The organism is Streptomyces sp. NPDC007875 (genome assembly GCF_042868035.1).
In the GTDB taxonomy this organism is placed as follows: domain Bacteria; phylum Actinomycetota; class Actinomycetes; order Streptomycetales; family Streptomycetaceae; genus Streptomyces; species Streptomyces antimycoticus.
Genome location: NZ_JBIADZ010000017.1, coordinates 1 through 17,781, shown reverse-complemented (window position 1 = coordinate 17,781; position 17,781 = coordinate 1). Strand labels below are relative to the sequence as shown.

The window sequence follows — 17,781 nt, the reverse complement described above, 5'->3', positions numbered from 1 at the left end:
GTAAGAGGTTGATACATTCAATGTATGAGCCTCTCACATCACTCCCCGAGTAGCGACATCATCTTGCGGATCAACGGCACGTCCCACCCCATGACCATCGACAACCGGACGACCCTGCTCGATGTGCTGCGCGAGCGGCTGGCGCTCACGGGGACCAAGAAGGGCTGCGACCACGGTCAGTGCGGGGCCTGCACGGTGCTGGTCGACGGTGAGCGGGTGAACAGCTGCCTGGTGTTCGCGGTGACCGCCGAGGAGCGCGAGATCGTTTCCATCGAGGGCGTGGCGGCCCTGTCGGACGGCGGGGAACTGCACCCGGTGCAGCGCGCCTTCCTCGACCACGACGGGCTGCAGTGCGGCTACTGCACCCCGGGCCAGATCTGTTCCGCCATCGGGGCACTGGGCGAGGCCGGGCGCGGCTGGCCCAGCCATGTCACCGAGGACACCGCCGCCGGGGTGGCCGATGTCTCGGAGCTGGACGCGCGGGAGGTGCGCGAGCGCATGAGCGGCAATCTGTGCCGCTGCGGTGCGTACAACGGCATCGTGGAGGCAGTGCTGGAGGCCGCGGGCGCCGAGAGCGCCCAGGACACTGCCACGGTCGGGGGCGCCCGATGAAGGAGTTCGCCTACGCCCGCGCGGGCGACGCCGACGAGGCCGCCGCGCTGATCGCCGAGCGCCCGGACGCCACCTATCTCGGCGGGGGCACCAATCTGGTGGATCTGATGAAGCTCGGCGTCACCGGCCCCGGGCTGCTCATCGACGTCTCCCGGCTGCCGTACGACCGGATCGAGCACCGCGACGACGGCTCCGTGCTCATCGGCGCCACCGTGCGCAACGGCGCTCTGGCGGGCGATCCGGGCATCCGTGACCGCTTCCCGCTGCTGTCCCAGGCGCTGCTGGCCGGGGCGTCCGGGCAGCTGCGCACGGTCGCCACGGTGGGCGGCAATCTGCTGCAACGCACCCGCTGCGGGTACTTCCAGGATGTGACCAAGCCGTGCAACAAGCGCGAACCGGACTCCGGGTGTCCGGCGATCCAGGGTGCGCACCGCGATCTGGCCGTGCTGGGCACCTCCGACCACTGCGTGGCCTCCCACCCCTCCGACATGGCGGTGGCCCTGGTGGCGCTCGACGCGGTGGCGCATCTGCGGTCCGTGGACGGCGGCTCGCGCACCGTTCCGGTGGCGGAGCTGTATCTGCTGCCCGGCGACACACCGCACCGGGAGACCGTCCTGGACCACGGCGACCTCATCACCGCCGTGGAGCTGCCCCCGCCGCCGCCAGGTGCCCGGATGCGCTATCGCAAGGTGCGTGACCGCTGGTCGTACGCCTTCGCGCTGGTGAGCGCCGCCACCGCGGTGTCCGTGGCCGAGGACGGCTCGCTCCGGGACGTACGGATCGCCCTCGGCGGGGTGGCACCCCGGCCGTGGCGGGCCCGGATCGCCGAGGAGCGGCTGCGCGGCGGCCGGCCGGACGAGGAGACGCTGCGGGAGGCGGCCCGGGCCGAGCTGGCCGAGGCGCGGCCGCTGCCGGACAACGCCTTCAAGGTCGACCTGGCCATTGATCTGATCGTCGCGGGCGTCCGCGACCTCGTCACGAGGAAGGATCGCGCATGACCACCGTCTCGCGATGCGTCGGCGCCCCGATGACCCGGGTCGACGGCCTGGACAAGGTGACCGGCGCGGCGCGCTACGCCTATGAGTTCCCCACTCAGGGCGTCAGCTATGTGTGGCCGGTGCAGGCGACCATCGCCCGCGGCCGGGTGACGGAGGTGGATCCCGCCCCGGCGCTGGCCCTGCCCGGTGTGCTGACGGTGCTCGACCACACCAACGCCCCGCGGCTGAACACCGAGGCACAGGCGAGCGCGGACCTCTTCGTGCTGCAGTCCCCTCAGGTGGCCTACCACGGCCAGATGGTGGCCGCCGTGGTGGCGACCTCGCTGGAGGCGGCGCGCGAGGGTGCGGCGGCGGTCCGGGTGAGCTATGAGCGGGAGCCGCACGATGTGGTGCTGCGCGCCGACGACGAGCGGCTGGAGATCGCCGAGACGGTGACCGACGGCAGTGCCGGCCTGGTCGAGCGCGGTGACGCCGACGCGGCGTGGGCCGCCGCTCCGGTGCGGGTGGACCAGACGTACACCACCCCGGTCGAGCATGTGAGCCCGATGGAGCCGCATGCCACCATCGCGGTGTGGGACGAGGACCGGCTGACGCTGTTCAACTCCGACCAGGGCCCGTACATGAGCGCGCAGCTGCTGTCCGCGCTGTTCCGGATCGAGCTGAGTGCGGTGGAGGTCGTCGCCGAGTACATCGGCGGGGGCTTCGGATCCAAGGGCATTCCGCGCTCCCCGACGGTGCTGGCGGCGCTGGCCGCACGGGCCGTCGGACGGCCGGTGAAGATCGCCCTGACCCGGCAGCAGATGTTCCAGCTGATCCCCTACCGCTCCCCCACGATCCAGCGGGTACGGCTGGGTGCCGGGCGCGACGGCCGGCTGACGGTGATCCAGCACGAGTCGGTGCAGCAGCGCTCGGCCCTGGTGCCGTTCGCCGACCAGACGGTGTCCTCGACGCGGATGATGTACGCGGCGCCCAACGCCCGTACGACCGTGAAGGTGGCGCCGCTGGATGTGATGACGCCCGCCTGGTTCCGCGCGCCCGGCCACACGCCGGGGATGTTCGCGCTGGAGTCGGCCGTCGACGAACTGGCCGAGACGCTGGGCATGGACCCGATCGAGCTGCGGATCCGCAACGAGCCGGAGAACGACCCGGAGAGCGGTAAGCCGTTCAGCAGCCGCAACCTGGTCGCCTGCCTGCGCGAGGGCGCGGCGCGCTTCGGCTGGGAGCACCGCGATCCGACACCGGGGATCCGGCGCGAGGGGCGCTGGCTGGTCGGCACCGGTGTGGCCGCCTCGCACCACCCGGACTACACCTTCCCCTCCTCCGCGGTGGCGCGCGCCGAGGAGGACGGGACGTACCGGGTGCGCATCGGCGCGGCCGACCTCGGCACGGGTGCCCGCACCGCCCTCACCCAGGTGGCGGCGGACGCGCTGGGCATTCCGGTGTCGCGGCTGCGGCTGGAGATCGGCCGCGCGTCGCTGGGTATGGCGCCGTTCGCGGGCGGTTCGCTGGGCACCGCATCCTGGGGCTGGGCGGTGGACAAGGCGTGCCGTGCGCTGCTGAAGGAGCTGGACGTCTACGGAGGTGTGGTCCCGGACGGCGGTCTTGAGGTGGTGGCCGACACCACCGAGGACCTGGGGCAGCGGGCGGATCTGTCGCGGCACACCTTCGGGGCGCAGTTCGCCCAGGTGCGGGTGGACGGCGACACCGGTGAGGTCCGGGTGGACCGGATGCTGGGCGTGTTCGCGGCCGGGCGGATCGTCAATCCGCACACCGCGCGCTCGCAGTTCCTGGGAGCCATGACGATGGGTCTGTCGATGGCGCTGCTGGAGATCGGCGAGGTCGACCCGGTCTTCGGCGACTTCGCCAACCATGACTTCGCGGGCTATCACATCGCCGCCCACGCCGATGTCCCGCGGTTGGACGTGGTGTGCCTGGAGGAGACCGACAACACCTCCAACCCGGTGGGTGCCAAGGGCATCGGCGAACTGGGCATCGTGGGTGCGGCGGCCGCCATCGGCAACGCCTTCCACCATGCGACAGGAGAGCGGGTGCGGGATCTGCCGATCCGCATCGAGCGCTCGCGGGAGGCGCTTCGGGCGGCCCGGTCCACCGAGAAGCGCAGGCCAGGGGCTGGCGAGCCGGAGCCTCGGGTCGGATAGGGTCACCCGAATGGCACCCACCCCGAAGGGACGCGCCACCTACCACCACGGCGACTTGGCCGCGGCGCTGGTGGAGGCGACCCTGGAGATCATCGACGAGGTCGGGGTGCGCGGTTTCTCCGTCGCGGAGGCCGCGCGCCGCACCTGTGTCAGCCCCGGTGCCCCGTACCGCCATTTCGCCGACCGTGACGCGCTGCTCGCGGCCGCCGCGCTGGAGGTCTCGCGGCGGCTGCGGGCCATCTACCTGGAGACCGCGGCCGAGACGGGGTCCGCTCAGGAGCGGCTGGCGACGGTGGCGGGCAGCTTCGTGCGCGCGGCCGCCCGCTACCGCGGCGGGCTGGACATCCTGTTCGCCCCGGGCTTGCGGGCCACCCATCCGGAGCTACGGGACAGCACCAGGGAGTTCGTCGATCTGCTGCTGCCGAGCGCCTTCGAGGTGATCGCTCCGGGCGAGGGCGCGGCGACGGCCGTGGCACTGCTCGACGCGCTGCATGCACTCGCCCGGGGGTATGTCGCCCAATTGCTGGAAGGGAAGTTCGGCGATCCGGATGACGTGGTCGAGGGGGTCGCCACCCGCGCGACCCAGGCCGCGCGGGCGCTGGTGGCGGGCTACGGCGTGCCTTCGGGGCCCGTCGGCGAGGTGGTGGCACGGGACCGCTGACGGAGGGACAGGATTTCCTGTTCCGCTTCACGTTCTTCGTTCGGCGCGCATACCGTCGTTGCGGAACGGATCGGAGGAACAGATGTCCCTGAAATCCGGTAAGGGCGCCCACCGGGCCCCTTCGCGTCTGCGCTCGCCGCACGCCATCGGCGCACTGGGGGTGGCGGTCACCGCCGCCGTCCTCGCCACCCTCGTCCCGGCCACGGCCTCGACGACCGACCCCGACCACGACGCCGGTACCGGCCCGGCCCCCGCATCCGTCCCGCACCCCGAGCGGGACTGGATGGGCTCGACGATCGCCCGCCACGAGAAGTCCGACCCCGGCGCCGCACCCAGGGCCACCAGAGCGGCCTCCGTGGAGGGTGTGGATGTCAGCGACCATCAGGGTTCGGTCGACTGGGCGGCCCTGTGGGACGACAACGTCCGATTCGCCTATGTGAAGGCCACCGAGAGCACGACCTACAAGAACCCCTCGTTCTCCGCGCAGTACAACGGCTCGTACCAGCAGGGCATGATCCGCGGCGCCTACCACTTCGCCCTGCCGGATCGTTCCAGCGGCACCCGTCAGGCCGACTTCTTCGTGAGCAACGGAGGCGACTGGTCCGACGACGGCAAGACGCTGCCGCCCGTCCTGGACCTCGAGTACAACCCGTACGGAGCAACCTGCTACGGCCTGACCGCATCCCAGATCGTGGACTGGATCGGCGACTTCACGGCGCGGGTCAAGGAGCGCACCGGACGCCAGCCGGTGATCTACACGGCCACCGGCTGGTGGAAGACGTGCACCGGGAACAGCGCAGCCTTCGCCGAGCGGAATCCGCTGTGGCTGGCGCGGTACGCCGCCACCCCCGGGGCCCTGCCGGCCGGCTGGGAGACCCACACCCTGTGGCAGTACACCGCCACCGGGCCGCTGGTGGGCGACCACAACAGGTTCAACGGAAGCCTGGCGGGCCTCAAGGCGCTGGCCACGGGGTGAGGCGGCGGCGCTCAGCCGCCGAGCACACCACCGAGCACGCCGTCGAGCGTGTCCCCGACACCGTCCACCAGACCGCCCACCAGGCCCTTGCCGTGGTGACCGCCCCCGCCGGGGGTGGACTGCGGCGGCTGGCTGGGCTGCTGCGAGGGGGTGGTCGGATCGGCGCTCGGGGTCGTCTCGCTCGGCGAGGAGGGCTCCGAGGGGACCTGGTCGTCCCGCTGCGCCGGGGTGGGGGCCGCGTGGGTGGTCGCGGCCTTGGAGGGTGCCGCGTCGGGGGTGGCCGGGGTGGTGGGCCGCTGCGCGCCGGCGCTCCGGTCCGTCGCCCCGCCACCGGGAGTGGCGGCGTCCGTGTCCTCGGAGATCAGCTTCGGCTTCGTGGACTCGCTGGGCGAGACATGGCTCTGCGAGGGCGAGTGGTCGACGGCGGGATCGATGTGCGGCGCCTGCTCCTGCTGTGTGTTCACATCGGAGCGGGCCTGCACGGACTTGTCGCCGCCGGCCGTCGAGTGGAGGCCGAAGGCTATGGTTCCGGCCACTCCGAGGGCGGTAGCCGCCTTGAGCGTCGTGGTACGCGCCTGCTGAGCGGCGGTCGGTCGGCTGTGTCGACCCATTTCGCTGGTCTCCCCGTTATGACATGGGTTGGGTGCGGTGCGCCGGATGGCCCGGTTCCGAGAGGAACCGATGTCCGACGCACACGTGTTACAGAGTAAAGAATGAGCCAGATGATAACCATGGCCCCCCGGTGTACGGCCACCCGTACACCGGGGAACGTCTGTCCATGGCTAGCGCGCGGCCTCCGGATAGAAGTCGCGTGAACGGCCCTTGCCGTCCTTGAGCTTCCCGAGCAGGCTCGCCGGGTACTCGATGAGCCAGTAGCTCACCGCGGCGGCGGCCACGGCCACCACCAGCACGATGACCACGGCCAGTGGGAAGCCCGCCTGGCCGTCGGGGGGCAGCAGCCCGGCGTTGTACAGGGCCAGCATGATCGGCTCATGCCAGACGAAGAGGCTGTAGCTGGCCAGCCCGGCGCCGGTGAGCCAGCGGGCCGTGAGCCACGTGTGCCACCGCCCCTGCCGCCGCACATGGATGGTGCTGTACAGCAGCAGCATCCACAGCAGGGCGGACAGCGGATGGTAGAAGGTGGTGGGGAAGTCCTCCGCCTCCGTACCGGACCAGGACAGCAGATACAGCCCCAGGAGGGCGGCCCCCCGCAGCGGGATCGCCACCTTCGCGTGGAGCCGGCCCCGGTCGCCGAGGGCGACCATCGTCACGGCCAGGCCCATGCCTGCCGCGAACCCGCCGAAGCGGGCCTGCGGTCCGAAGTACACCGGCCATTCGGTGTGCGGGATCTCCAGCACATAGCGGGCGACCGCGATCCAGATGAACGGCCCGATGTACAGCAGGGCACATCCGGCGGCGCACACCGCCACCCGGGAGGCCCGCCGGCGCAGCGGACGGCAGGCGCGGGCGGCCAGGGGGCCGAGTCCCACCAACGCCAGATAGAACATGATTTCCAGCGACAACGACCAGGTGGGGCCGATGGTGTAGAAGATCTGCTCCTGGTCGAAGACCTGGGTGAAGGTGAGGTGGTGCACCAGATCGGACCACTCGCCGGGCAGGGTGGGGTTGCGGGTGGCCCAGACGCACAGGACCGCCAGGAAGTACAGCGGGATGATCCGGATGGCCCGCCGGAAGAGGAACACCCGGCCGGGGCGGGTCGAGCCCCCGTCGATCGCCGCCCGTGCGTAGGACAGCGTCAGCAGATACGCGGACAGCACGAAGAAGAAATCGATGACCTCCAGCGACACCAGCGCGTTCGCGTACCGGTTGGGCACCGGTGAGTGGGCGCCGTCCCGGTCGTAGGTGAAGTACTGCTGCCAGACGTGGAAGACGACCGTGAGGAGCGCCGCCATGCCCCGGAAGCCCTGGATCTCCGCGTTCCTCCGGTTCCGGGAGGGCGCGCCCTTGGCGGGCGTGCCGTTGACCGGCCGGCGAACGGTGGCGGGCGCGGTGGTGAGGGTCGTGGACACCGTGCTCATGTCCGCTTCACCGCCTTCTCGCCGGGCCGCGGGGTGACCCGCCACTGGCGGTCCCGCAGCACCTCCTTGAGGAGCGACTGACGGGCCACGATGTTCTTGAAGTGGCTGTAGAAGAAGGTGGACACCAGCAGATACCGCCAGAACCACGCCCTGCGGCGGCGCAGTTCGGGCACCGCGAGCCGCCATGCGAACAGCGCCTGGACCAGCCCGGCGGACAGGGTGAACAAGGTGGCCAGCAGGCAGACCGGCACCGCCCAGTCGAGCTGGTCCACTCCGCCCGCCCGCCACGCCGAGTACAGCAGCACGGGCAGGATCTGCAGGGTGAGCCACGGCTGGATCTCACGCCAGCCCAGCAGCACCAGCAGCCCCGCCTTCTGACGGGCGGTGAAGGCCGGGGAGCGCAGTCCGCGCCACAGATACTTCAGTGACACCTGGAGCCAGCCCTGGGCCCAGCGCGACCGCTGGTTCCACAGCGCCTTGAGGGTGGTGGGCGCCAGTTCGCGCGAGATGAGCGTGCGGTCGGTGGCGATCCGGGCACCCTCGTGCAGGGCGCGCATCGAGGAGTCGATGTCCTCGGTGAGCATCGTGCCGTGCATCCGGGTGCGGGCGAGCAGATCGGTGCGCCAGAAGCCGTTGGAGCCGCCGAAGACGCCGAAGGTGTAGAGGCGGGTCCGGCCGGGGTGGCTGACGGCGTAGATGGCCTCGAACTCCACGCCCACCAGCTTGGAGACCCAGGAGCTCTCGCCGTTGCGGATCACGCAGTGGCCCTGGACCACGTCATAGCCGTTCGAGAGCCAGTGCCAGGCGTGCTGGAAGGCGTCGGGCACCGGGTGGTGGTCCGCGTCGAAGATGCCGACGAACTCACCGCGCACCCGGGTGACCGCGGCGTTGACGTTCTGCGCCTTGGAGGTGCTGCCCGCCACCGGCATCAGTACCAGCCGCGGGTCGCGGCGGGCCATCTCCCGCAGGGTCTCCTCGACGGGCATGGGGTGCGGCGTGTTGTACGCCAGCACGATCTCCAGCTCGTTGGGGTAGTCCAGGCGCAGAAAGGACTCGATGGTGTCGACGATGGTCGCGGCCTCATTGGGCAGATACGCGGCGATGACGGCGCTGGCCGGCGGATACGGCTGTGATGGCCGTTCGGGCCGGGGCTTGGCGTCGAGCGAGAAGAGGCACTCCAGCACGATCATCGCGGCGGAGAGCACCAGGCCGGACACCACGACCCAGTAGGCGGCCGAGCCGACGTCCCAGCCCAGCTCGTACATCTGCTGATAGAAGACGAAGGGGATGCCCACGCCGAAGAGAAGCACCAGGATGGGCGAGAGCGCCGACAGCAGGGCGCGGAGCGCGGTGGTCAGGGGACGGCGACGGCGGCGGTGGCTGCCGCGCATCCACGCCGCGTACTTGACCGGCCGCAGATCCCGGTGGCGGATCGATTCCTGGACCGCGTTGCGGGAGTTGGCGACGGCCTGGGCGCGGTCCGGGCAGTCGGCCAGCGGGGTCCATCCGATCGCCGGGGTCAGCCGTACGTTCTCATCGGCGACCACGAAGCGGGTCCCGGCCACGGCGTTGGCGAACTTCTGCAGTTCGCCGCGCGCGGTGTCCTCGTCCACACCGGGCATCAGCATCAGCAGATGGCCGTCGTCGTCCCAGCCGAGCCGGTCGCAGACGCCGCCCAGCTTCTCCGCCACTCCGGCGAGACGTTCGGCGACCTCACGGCGCACCCTCGGTCCGAGCCGGGCTTCGAGGGCGGCTATCTCGGCGACGCCGACCATGGCGACGACACCACCGACGCGGCTGTCGTCGACCCGCTTGAGTTCCCGGTCGAGTTCACCCAGGAAGTGGGGCTGGGAGTACAGACCGGTGCGCGGGTCGAGCAGCAGATTCTCGACGGGGACCGGGACCCGGCGCAGCTTGGCCTCGATCCGGGCGGAGAGCTCGACGGGGTCGGAGCTGTCCGGTACGCAGTCGTCGGCGCCGCCGCGCAGCATGTCGGCGACGCCGACGGGGCCGGGGTCGGAGGTGACCACGAGCAGGGGCAGCGCCCGTCCCGCGGGTACGGCGCGGACCTCGCGTATCAGGTCCAGCCCGTCGTGGGCGTCGTCCAGGGCCACGATCGCGTCCGGAGGGGAGTGCCGCATCTGACGGCTGACGTCGCCGGGCTCCGCATGGCTCACCTCATGCCCGGTCGAGACGAGTGTCCGGGTCAGCTGATCGAGTCTGGGGCCCGGTGTGCCGACCGCCAGCACCCGCCCGCTCGGTCCCGCCACATCGCCGCGAGCGGCGGGCACGGGTTGCTGGTATTCGCGTGATCGTGGGTGGTGCGAAGTAAGCACCTGAGTGGTTCCTTTCTGGAAGACGTGCGTCACCGAACGGGCCGTGGGCGCGCGGACATTCCGGCCGGGGTCAGGGCAGACCACGTGGCCCGCGGGCATGCCTGCATGGGCATGCGGCTACGGGCAGGCCGGAGGACGGCGTCGCCGGGAAGGCCGGGGCGATCCGCCGTTCGGTGAGTAGTGAGAGGCGGCTACGCCGCGACCGTGGCCGATCCGCGCGGGGAGAGGTGAGGTCTCCGGCGGGGTCTCGGGCAGACGGACGCGACGGCGGCGGGGGACACGCGAACGTGCTCCAGCGAATTGCGCATAAGGTCCCATCCTGTTCGGATCGTGGGGGGCGGACCGAACGTCACCAGTGCGGGTCGACCGATCTTTTGGGCTGACCGGTCGGAATCCTTAGTCTCATCGATCACTACGGAACCACACAACACATCGAAGTAACACTCTCATTAACCGATGAGCGAGTTCCGCGTGCCGACGGGCCGATCGCCGCCAGCCTCAACTTCCCTACGGCGCAGGGGTTGTCGGAGCCCTGTCGGTACGGCGTCGGTGCGCCATCGACCCGGCGTCGGCGCCACGTCGGTGCGGTGTCGGTACCTCCGGCCAGTCTTTTCCAGGCACCACATTCGGTGGTTGAATTCGGAAGGGACAACGCCATGCGCAATACCCGGGTCCTGATTTCCGGCGCCAGTATCGCCGGGCCCGCCCTCGCCTACTGGCTGGACCGCTATGGCTGCCAGGTCACCGTGGTGGAGCGGGCCTCGGGGCCGCGCCCGGGCGGACAGGCGATCGACGTACGAGGCCCGGCGCTGGAGGTGTGCGCGCGCATGGGTGTGCTGGAGGAGATCCGGGCGCACCGCACCGGGCTGCGCGGTATGTCGATGGTCGACGGCGACGGCAAGGAGCTGTTCAGCACCACCGAGCGCACCGCGAGTGGCGGACATCTCGACAGCCCCGACGTCGAGATTCTCCGGGACGATCTGTCCTCGGTTCTGATGGCCGCGGGCGGCGACGGGATCGAGTACCTCTTCAACGATTCGATCGCCTCACTCGCCCAGGGCCCCGATGAGGTGGCGGTCACCTTCCACCGGGGCGGTTCGCGCGCCTTCGACATCGTGGTGGCGGCCGACGGGGTGCACTCCTCCACCCGGGCACTGGTCTTCGGCCCGGAGGAGAAATTCCTTCACCACATGGGGGGCTATCTGGGCGTGTGGACAGTGCCGAACTATCTGGGCCTCGACCGCTGGGAGGTCATCTACCAGATGCCCGGCGACGTCTGGGGCGGCATGGTGATGAGTGTCCGTGAGAACACCGAGGCCCGGGTCTACATCGGCATCGACTCGGACGAACCGCCCGCCGAGTTCCTCGGCTCCCGGACCGTCTCGGACCAGAAGCGGCTGGTGGCCGAGCGGTACCGGGACGCGCGCTGGGAGATGCCACGGCTGCTGGAGTACATGTGGGGGGCGCCCGACTTCCACTTCGACGCGGCGGCCCAGATCCATATGGACTCCTGGTCCCGTGGCCGGGTGACCCTGGTCGGCGACGCCGGATACTGCGGCTCACCGGCGTCCGGGCAGAGCACCAGCGTGGCCATGGTCGGCACCTATGTCCTGGCGGGCGAGCTCAAGGCCGCCGGCGGCGACCACACCGTGGCCTTCGCCGCCTACGAGCGCGAGCTGCGGGGCTATGCGGCGGCCAACCAGCAGCTCGCGCTGGACAACAAGGCACGGAAGGACGCGGAGAAGGCATCGCCCGGGCAGGAGCCCGACACCAACCCGACCAATATCGGTGACGCCTTCTACGCGGTGGTCAACTCCTACGCCCTCAAGGACTACTGACCGGGCCGCCCGACGGCCGTGGCCCCGTGGCCCGTAGCCGGCTAGGACACCACGTCCTTGCGACCGAAGCCACGGAAGGCGAGCGCGAGGAGCACCAGCGCGTAGGCGACGGACACCGAGACGCCCTTCACCATTCCGCCCCATTCCAAATGGGGCTGGAGTGCGTCCGCCCACGCGAACTGCCAGTGCGCGGGCAGGAAGTCGCGCCAGGAGCCGAGCGCCGTCACCGCGTCCAGCACATTGCCCACGATGGTGAGCCCCACCGCACCGCCCACCGCGCCAAGCGGTGCGTCGGTGACGGTCGAGAGCCAGAACGCGAGGGCGGCCGTGACCAGCTGGGACAGGAAGATGTACAGCACCACGAGGGCGAGCCGGACGAGGGCGTCCCCGATCGGCAGTTCACCGCCCGTGGGCATCTGCAGCGGCCCCCAGCCGTATGCGACGGTGCCCACCGCGAGCGCGACGAGCGGCAGCAGCACCATGGCGGCCGCGCTGAACGCGAGGGCCACCGCCAGCTTGCTCCAAAGCAGCCGGGCCCGGGGCACGGGCGCGGCCAGCAGATAGCGCAGCGAGGACCAGCTGGCCTCGGAGGCCACGGTGTCACCGCAGAACAGCGCCACCGGCACCACCAGCAAAAAGGCGGCCGAGACGAACAGCGCGGTGGCGGCGAGGTTGGCGCCGGAGGCGGTGGCCGTGGCCATCAGGGTGACCCGGTCCTCCCGCCCCTCGGGGGTGCCGCCGATGGCGAACGCGGCGACCAGGACGAACGGCAGCAGCGCCAGCACCAGCGCCATGACCAGGGTCCGGCGGCGGCGCAGCTGCCGTACGGCCTCGACCCGCAGCGGCAGGGTGTGATGGGCCCGGTAGCCGGGCGCGACCTGGGACAGGGAGCTCACGCGGATCCTCCTGCAATCAGCGTCAAGAAGGCGTCTTCCAGGCGCCGGTTGGGCCCGAAGCTGGTCACCGGGATCTCCAGCCGCACCAGCTCGGCGAGCAGCCGCGCCGGGGTGGTCCCGTCGAGCTGGACGAGCAGTCCGTCGGCGGTGCGGGCGGCGGAGGCGATACCGGGCAGCGCGTTCACCTTGTCGACGTGGGCCTCGCTCAGCTCGCCGTCGTGGCCCACCAGCACACTGCCGCCGTTGCCGGTGATGTCGCCGACCGGGCCCGCCTGGATGAGCCGGCCGCGGTCCATGACGACCAGATGGGTGCAGGACTGCTCGACCTCCGCCAGGAGATGGCTGGAAACGATCACCGTGCGCCCCTCGGCGGCGTACCGGATCATCACCTCGCGCATCTCGCGGATCTGCGGCGGGTCGAGGCCGTTGGTCGGTTCGTCGAGGATCAGCAGATCGGGCAGGCCCAGCATGGCCTGGGCGATGGCGAGCCGCTGCCGCATGCCCTGGGAGTAGGTGCGCACCGCACGCTCCAGCGCGCTGCCCAGGCCCGCGATCTCCAGGGCCTCCTCGATATGGGCGTCGGCGGCGGGACGGCCGGTGGCCCGCCAGTACAGCTCCAGGTTGGCGCTGCCGGTCAGATGCGGCAGGAAGCCCGCCCCCTCGACGAAGGCGCCGACGCGGGAGAGCACGGGCGCGCCGGGCCTGATGGCCTGGCCGAAGACACGGATCTCGCCCTCGTCGGGGGCGATGAGCCCCATCAGCATGCGCAAGGTGGTGGTCTTGCCAGCGCCATTGGGCCCGAGGAGTCCGAGCACCTGCCCCTTCTCGACGCGGAAGGACAGCTCGCGTACCGCGTAGCGGTCGGCGGACTTGGCGTAGCGCTTGCTGAGACCGGTGATCTGCAGGGGCACCTCGGCCAGTTCGGGATCCGGCGCGGGAGTGGCCGTACGCCGCCTGCCGGTCAGCACCAGAGCGAGCGCCACCACGGCCGCGGCGAGCGGCAGCCCCCACACCCAGGCGGGCAGCGGGGCGGGCTGGGTGTGCACCGCGGGCGCGGTGGGAACCGTCAGGCCGCCGTCCACGAGCCCGACCGTGTAGGTGGCGGGCTCGGTCGGGGAGGCGTAGCCGAGATCGGTGGAGGCGAGGACGAGCCGCAGCCGATGGCCCGCGATGAGCTCGTGGTCGACGGCGGGCAGCCGGACGGTGATGGTACGGCCCTGCTTCGCGCCGGTGACGCGCAGCGGCGTGACCAGTTGCTCGGGCAGCACCTGCTGTCCGTCCGGCCCCACGTCGTAGACCTTGGCGAACAGGACGGCGTCGTCCGTGTCGGCCTTGACCCGCACCTTCACCTCGGGCGATCCGGTGATGCGCAGGGGCCGGTCCAGCCGCGCCGAGTCGAACCGCGCGAACTGGCCCGGGACGTCGAGGGAGAGGCCGACGCCGAGCGAGGACGCCCGGGACAGCCCGGCCACGCCCGGCACCGTGGAGATGGAGGGCGGCCCCGCCCCGGGCGGGTTGGCGAACGACTGCTCGCGTCCGGGCAGTGCCACCTTCCGGGTGCCCTCGCCCAGGCCCGGGTAGCGGTCGCCGGTGGCGCCGCGCAGCTGGACCGCGCCGTTGGTGGTGTCGATGCCGCCGGTGCGGCTGATCCGGAAGGCGGGTCCGGTGTCGGTGCCCTTGTCGCCCTTGAGGTAGCGGTCGAACCAGGCGTGGGTGCGCGCCGCCACTCGCGAGGTCTCGCGGTCGCCGCCGTCATGTCCTCCGGCCGTCCAGTCGACGGCGACCGGCGCCCCGGTGGCCCGGATCGACTTCGCCATCTCATCGGCCTGGCCGAGGGGGAAGAGGGAGTCGACCTGTCCCTGGAGGATCAGCGTGGGGACCTTGATCCGGCCGGCGACGGCGGACGGGCTGCGGGCCTCGAGCAGCCGGCGGGCGGCGGCGTCGGGCTTTCCGGCGACCGCGACCCGCTCGTACATCTCGCACAGCCGCTTCTCGAAGCGACCACAGCCCCGGCCTCCCGGGGCCTTACCACCGCTCTCGTCTGTGCCGTTCGCGTCTCCCGGGTCTGCCCGGACTCCCTGGCCCGCCCCGCCGTTCGCGCCTCCCGGGCCCGACTGGCCCATTCCGCCGCCCGCTCCTCCCCCGCCGTTCGCGTCCTTCTGACCGCCCTGGGCCTGGGTGAGGTCGGCCGAGCCGGTGGTGAAGAACAGCCCGGCCCAGAGCTTTTTGTAGACACCGTTCGGGAAGAGCGCGTCGGCGAGGTTCCAGTAGGTGATCTCGGGCGCGATGGCGTCCACCCGGCGGTCGTATCCGGCGGCGAGCAGGGAGATGGCCCCGCCGTAGGAGGCGCCGGCGACGCCCACCCGGGGGTCGCCCTGGCCGTCGAGCCGCACTTCGGGGCGTTTCGCCAGCCAGTCGACCAGCCGCCGGGCATCGGCCACCTCATGGTCCGGGTCGTTCAGCCCGATCTTCCCCGTGGATCTGCCGAATCCACGCGCCGACCAGGTGAGCACGGCGTATCCGTCGCGGGCCAGCTCCTCGGCCCGGTCGCGTACGTCGTCCTTGCTGCCGCCGAAGCCGTGGGCGAGCAGAACCGCGGGCCTGCGGCCGGTGCCCGAGGTGAAGTACGAGGTGTCGATGCGCGCCCCCGGCATGTCCAGCACGCGGTCCTGGCGGTGCACGGCCGGCCGGTCGTCGGAGGCGGCTGCCGCCCAGGTGCCCGCGCCCGCGAGGACGGCCGCGGCGGCCACGGCGGCGGCCAGGCGCCGGCCCCGCAGCCGGGTCTTTCGGAGATCCATACCCGCAACCCTAAGAGGAGGATGCAAACGCCGGAGCTGACACCAGACGGATTCTCGTCCCCTCCCGGGGGAGTACCCGGACACCTGCCGTACACCCGGCGCGGTATGCCCCCGGCCGCGGCGACCGGGCTTTTGGATCAGCCAGATGAAGCTCCATAAGATGCGCCGGTGATCATAAAGAAACGTCTGGCGACAGGCGCGTTGGGGCTGCTCGCGGCCCTCGCCTGCGGCCTGATATCCCCTCCCCCCGCCATGGCCGGCGAACCGGCTCCCAATTCCCCGAAGGTCGAACTGGTGCTCGACGTCAGCGGCTCCATGCGGGCCCGCGACGTCGACGGCGACACCCGGATGGCGGCAGCGAAACAGGCGTTCAACGAGGTGCTGGACGCCACTCCGGAGGAGGTGCGGCTGGGCATCCGCACCCTCGGCGCCAATTACCCGGGCAAGGACCGCGTGGCCGGCTGCCGGGACAGCGAGCAGCTCTACCCGGTGGGCCAGGTGGACCGCACCGAGGCCAAGGCGGCCGTCGCCACGCTGCGCCCCACCGGCTGGACGCCCATCGGGCTCGCGCTGCGCGGCGCGTCCAAGGACCTCTCCAGCGGCGACGGCACCCGCCGGATCGTGCTGATCACGGACGGCGAGGACTCCTGCGGTCAGCCCGACCCGTGTGATGTGGCCCGTGAACTGGCCGCCCAGGGAACCCACCTGGTCGTCGACACGCTCGGGCTGACGCTGGACCGCAAGGTCCGCGAGCAGCTCAGCTGCATCGCCGAGGCCACCGGTGGCACCTATACGGCGATCCAGCACCGGGACCAGCTCTCCAGCCGTATCAAGCAGCTGGTCCGGCGCTCCGCCGACACCCCCGTGCAGACGCCCACGCCGGTGCGGGGCGCCGCACAGTGCGCGAAGGCCCCGTACCTGGGCTCCGGCCTCTACAGCGACCGGGAGAGCTTCGGCGAACACCGCTGGTACCGGATGCGAGTGGCGCCCGGTCAGGAGCTGCGGGCCTCGGCGAGCGTGGCCGTGGACCGCGCGGTCGACCCGGACTACGGCGTTCTGCTGCGGGCGATGACCCCGGGCGGCCGGGAGCTGGTGCGCGGCAGCGAGGCGGGCAGCGGCCGTACGGACGTCATCTCCAGCGGGCTGCGCTATCCGGTCGCCGATGTGGACGACGACGAGGACGAGACCGCGCGGACGGTGTGCCTGGAGCTGAGCCAGTCCTTCTCCGCGCCCGCTTCCGTCAAGCGCGCCCCGGGCCTTCCGGTGGAGCTCGCCGTCGATGTGGTCGGCAACGACGATCCGCCCGCCGATGTGGCCGCCTTCGGCCTGGGCCGCGGCTGGATGCTGCTGGGCGTGCTCACCGTGGGCGGGCTGCTCGCGGGGTTGCTGTGGGGCTGGCTGGCCCGCTGGCGTGTCACCGTCTGGAGGACCAACTGATGCGAGCCCTGCGTACCGTGGGCGCCGCGCTCACCCTGTGTGCCGCCGCGTGGCTGACCGCCGCCGCCCCGGCCGCCGCGGACGGCAAGGACGGCGCCCCCACCGAGGCGGGCACGAACTTCCGTACCGCCACCGAGCTCACGCCCGGCCAGAAGGCCACCGCGGCCGCCTCCACCGGTGACTATCTGTACTGGGTGTTCCCGGCCGTCGCCGGGCAGATCCCCAAGGTCGAGGCGGAGCTGAAGCTGCCCGACGGTTCGAGCCGGCACGGCAGCGCCACCTGGCAGCTCGATGTCTACGACGGTCTGCGCCGCCACCAGGCGTGCGCCTCGGGCACCCCGGCGCGCAGGGCGGCCCAGCAGGACGGGTCGGTCACCGTGAGCTGCACCCTGCGCCATGTGCGGTCCTGGTCCGAGCGCTGGGCCAACGACCCTCTGCAGGGCGCCTATTACGTGCGGCTCACCGTCGTCGATCTGCCCGCCGAGGACCTCGGGCTGCCGATCGACGCCGAGGTCGAGGCGTCCGTACCGGACGCGGGCGGGGCGCACGCCGACGGCGGGGACGTGACCCCGCTCAATCCGGTGCTGCGGGCCGGAACGGCCCCGGGCACGGGCTCCGAGCCGTCGGGCGACACGTCCTCGGACTCCGCGGACGGCAAGGACGGGGACATCCCGCACGCGGTCGCCGAACCGGAGGACGACTGGGGCTCCGGCTGGTGGTCGGACCGGTGGGTGTGGACCGTGATCGGCGCGGCGCTGGCGGCGCTCGCCGGGGTGGGCGGCTACACCCTCACCCGGGGGCCGCGCTTCCCGGGCCGCCCGCCGAGCGACGCCTGACCGGAAATCTGACCCGATGTCCGGAATCGGGGCGGGGGGGGCCGCCCCCCCCCCCCGGGGGCGGCCCCCCCCCCCCCCCCCCCCCCCCCCCCCCCCCCCCCAAAACGGGGGCCCCCCCCCCCCCCCACCAAAGGGGCCGCAGCCCCACCCGGGGGGGTTCCAATAGGGCCCCAGCCCCTTTGGTCGGCGCTAACA

13 protein-coding genes are annotated in these 17,781 nt (G+C 71.7%); 8 read left to right on the top strand and 5 right to left on the bottom strand.

Annotated features, from left to right (window positions below; translation table 11 throughout):
- Positions 1-24: 24 nt before the first annotated feature.
- The 5 genes from ACFYOY_RS30140 (at position 25) to ACFYOY_RS30120 (ending at position 5,406) form a co-directional block, all read left to right on the top strand.
- Positions 25-612: a 2Fe-2S iron-sulfur cluster-binding protein gene (locus tag ACFYOY_RS30140; protein ID WP_351905068.1), complete on the top strand. Its 588-nt coding sequence runs from the start codon at positions 25-27 to the stop codon at positions 610-612.
- Positions 609-1,610 (top strand): xanthine dehydrogenase family protein subunit M, encoded by a 1,002-nt coding sequence (locus ACFYOY_RS30135; RefSeq protein WP_351905065.1) that lies wholly within the window; start codon positions 609-611, stop codon positions 1,608-1,610. Before ACFYOY_RS30140 ends, ACFYOY_RS30135 begins: the two co-directional genes overlap by 4 nt.
- The gene (locus tag ACFYOY_RS30130) at positions 1,607-3,769 is read left to right on the top strand and encodes a xanthine dehydrogenase family protein molybdopterin-binding subunit (RefSeq protein ID WP_388590662.1); all 2,163 of its coding nucleotides are present in this window, start codon (positions 1,607-1,609) and stop codon (positions 3,767-3,769) included. The genes ACFYOY_RS30135 and ACFYOY_RS30130 overlap by 4 nt, the downstream gene beginning before the upstream one ends.
- 10 nt (positions 3,770-3,779) lie before the next feature.
- Positions 3,780-4,430, top strand: a complete 651-nt coding sequence (locus tag ACFYOY_RS30125; RefSeq protein WP_351905059.1) for a TetR family transcriptional regulator — start codon at positions 3,780-3,782, stop codon at positions 4,428-4,430.
- A gap of 82 nt (positions 4,431-4,512) precedes the next feature.
- The gene (locus ACFYOY_RS30120) at positions 4,513-5,406 is read left to right on the top strand and encodes a lysozyme (RefSeq protein WP_388590660.1); all 894 of its coding nucleotides are present in this window, start codon (positions 4,513-4,515) and stop codon (positions 5,404-5,406) included.
- 11 nt (positions 5,407-5,417) lie between these two features.
- Here the strand turns inward: ACFYOY_RS30120 and ACFYOY_RS30115 are convergent, their stop codons facing one another.
- From ACFYOY_RS30115 to ACFYOY_RS30105, 3 genes are all read right to left on the bottom strand, one after another.
- Complete coding sequence (locus ACFYOY_RS30115) at positions 5,418-5,942, bottom strand: extensin (RefSeq protein ID WP_351905053.1); 525 nt, start codon at positions 5,940-5,942, stop codon at positions 5,418-5,420.
- 246 nt (positions 5,943-6,188) lie between these two features.
- Positions 6,189-7,445, bottom strand: coding sequence for an acyltransferase (locus ACFYOY_RS30110; protein ID WP_351905050.1), 1,257 nt, complete (start codon positions 7,443-7,445; stop codon positions 6,189-6,191).
- A complete protein-coding gene (locus ACFYOY_RS30105) occupies positions 7,442-9,736 on the bottom strand; it encodes a glycosyltransferase (protein ID WP_351905047.1) in 2,295 nt (764 codons plus the stop codon). Before ACFYOY_RS30105 ends, ACFYOY_RS30110 begins: the two co-directional genes overlap by 4 nt.
- Before the next feature lie 701 nt (positions 9,737-10,437).
- Between ACFYOY_RS30105 and ACFYOY_RS30100 the strand changes: the two genes are divergently transcribed.
- A complete protein-coding gene (locus ACFYOY_RS30100) occupies positions 10,438-11,619 on the top strand; it encodes an FAD-dependent monooxygenase (protein WP_351905044.1) in 1,182 nt (393 codons plus the stop codon).
- 41 nt (positions 11,620-11,660) lie between these two features.
- Here ACFYOY_RS30100 and ACFYOY_RS30095 read toward each other — a convergent pair whose 3' ends face one another.
- Positions 11,661-12,515: an ABC transporter permease subunit gene (locus tag ACFYOY_RS30095; RefSeq protein ID WP_351905041.1), complete on the bottom strand. Its 855-nt coding sequence runs from the start codon at positions 12,513-12,515 to the stop codon at positions 11,661-11,663.
- Positions 12,512-15,313, bottom strand: coding sequence for an alpha/beta fold hydrolase (locus ACFYOY_RS30090; RefSeq protein WP_351905038.1), 2,802 nt, complete (start codon positions 15,311-15,313; stop codon positions 12,512-12,514). Before ACFYOY_RS30090 ends, ACFYOY_RS30095 begins: the two co-directional genes overlap by 4 nt.
- A 168-nt stretch (positions 15,314-15,481) precedes the next feature.
- Between ACFYOY_RS30090 and ACFYOY_RS30085 the strand changes: the two genes are divergently transcribed.
- Both ACFYOY_RS30085 and ACFYOY_RS30080 read left to right on the top strand, forming a co-directional pair.
- Positions 15,482-16,750 carry a VWA domain-containing protein gene (locus tag ACFYOY_RS30085; RefSeq protein WP_351905035.1) on the top strand — a complete coding sequence of 423 codons (1,269 nt, stop codon included), beginning with the start codon at positions 15,482-15,484 and terminating at the stop codon, positions 16,748-16,750.
- The gene (locus ACFYOY_RS30080) at positions 16,750-17,586 is read left to right on the top strand and encodes a hypothetical protein (RefSeq protein ID WP_351905033.1); all 837 of its coding nucleotides are present in this window, start codon (positions 16,750-16,752) and stop codon (positions 17,584-17,586) included. The genes ACFYOY_RS30085 and ACFYOY_RS30080 overlap by 1 nt, the downstream gene beginning before the upstream one ends.
- Positions 17,587-17,781: the final 195 nt, after the last annotated feature.

Bases quoted from the DNA above. Each gene is read 5' to 3' on its own strand.
- ACFYOY_RS30120 (WP_388590660.1), top strand. From the start codon at position 4,513: ATGTCCCTGAAATCCGGTAAGGGCGCCCACCGGGCCCCTTCGCGTCTG.
- ACFYOY_RS30125 (WP_351905059.1), top strand. From the start codon at position 3,780: ATGGCACCCACCCCGAAGGGACGCGCCACCTACCACCACGGCGACTTG.
- ACFYOY_RS30135 (WP_351905065.1), top strand. From the start codon at position 609: ATGAAGGAGTTCGCCTACGCCCGCGCGGGCGACGCCGACGAGGCCGCC.
- ACFYOY_RS30090 (WP_351905038.1), bottom strand. From the start codon at position 15,313: ATGGATCTCCGAAAGACCCGGCTGCGGGGCCGGCGCCTGGCCGCCGCC.
- ACFYOY_RS30130 (WP_388590662.1), top strand. From the start codon at position 1,607: ATGACCACCGTCTCGCGATGCGTCGGCGCCCCGATGACCCGGGTCGAC.
- ACFYOY_RS30110 (WP_351905050.1), bottom strand. From the start codon at position 7,445: ATGAGCACGGTGTCCACGACCCTCACCACCGCGCCCGCCACCGTTCGC.
- ACFYOY_RS30080 (WP_351905033.1), top strand. From the start codon at position 16,750: ATGCGAGCCCTGCGTACCGTGGGCGCCGCGCTCACCCTGTGTGCCGCC.
- ACFYOY_RS30140 (WP_351905068.1), top strand. From the start codon at position 25: ATGAGCCTCTCACATCACTCCCCGAGTAGCGACATCATCTTGCGGATC.
- ACFYOY_RS30100 (WP_351905044.1), top strand. From the start codon at position 10,438: ATGCGCAATACCCGGGTCCTGATTTCCGGCGCCAGTATCGCCGGGCCC.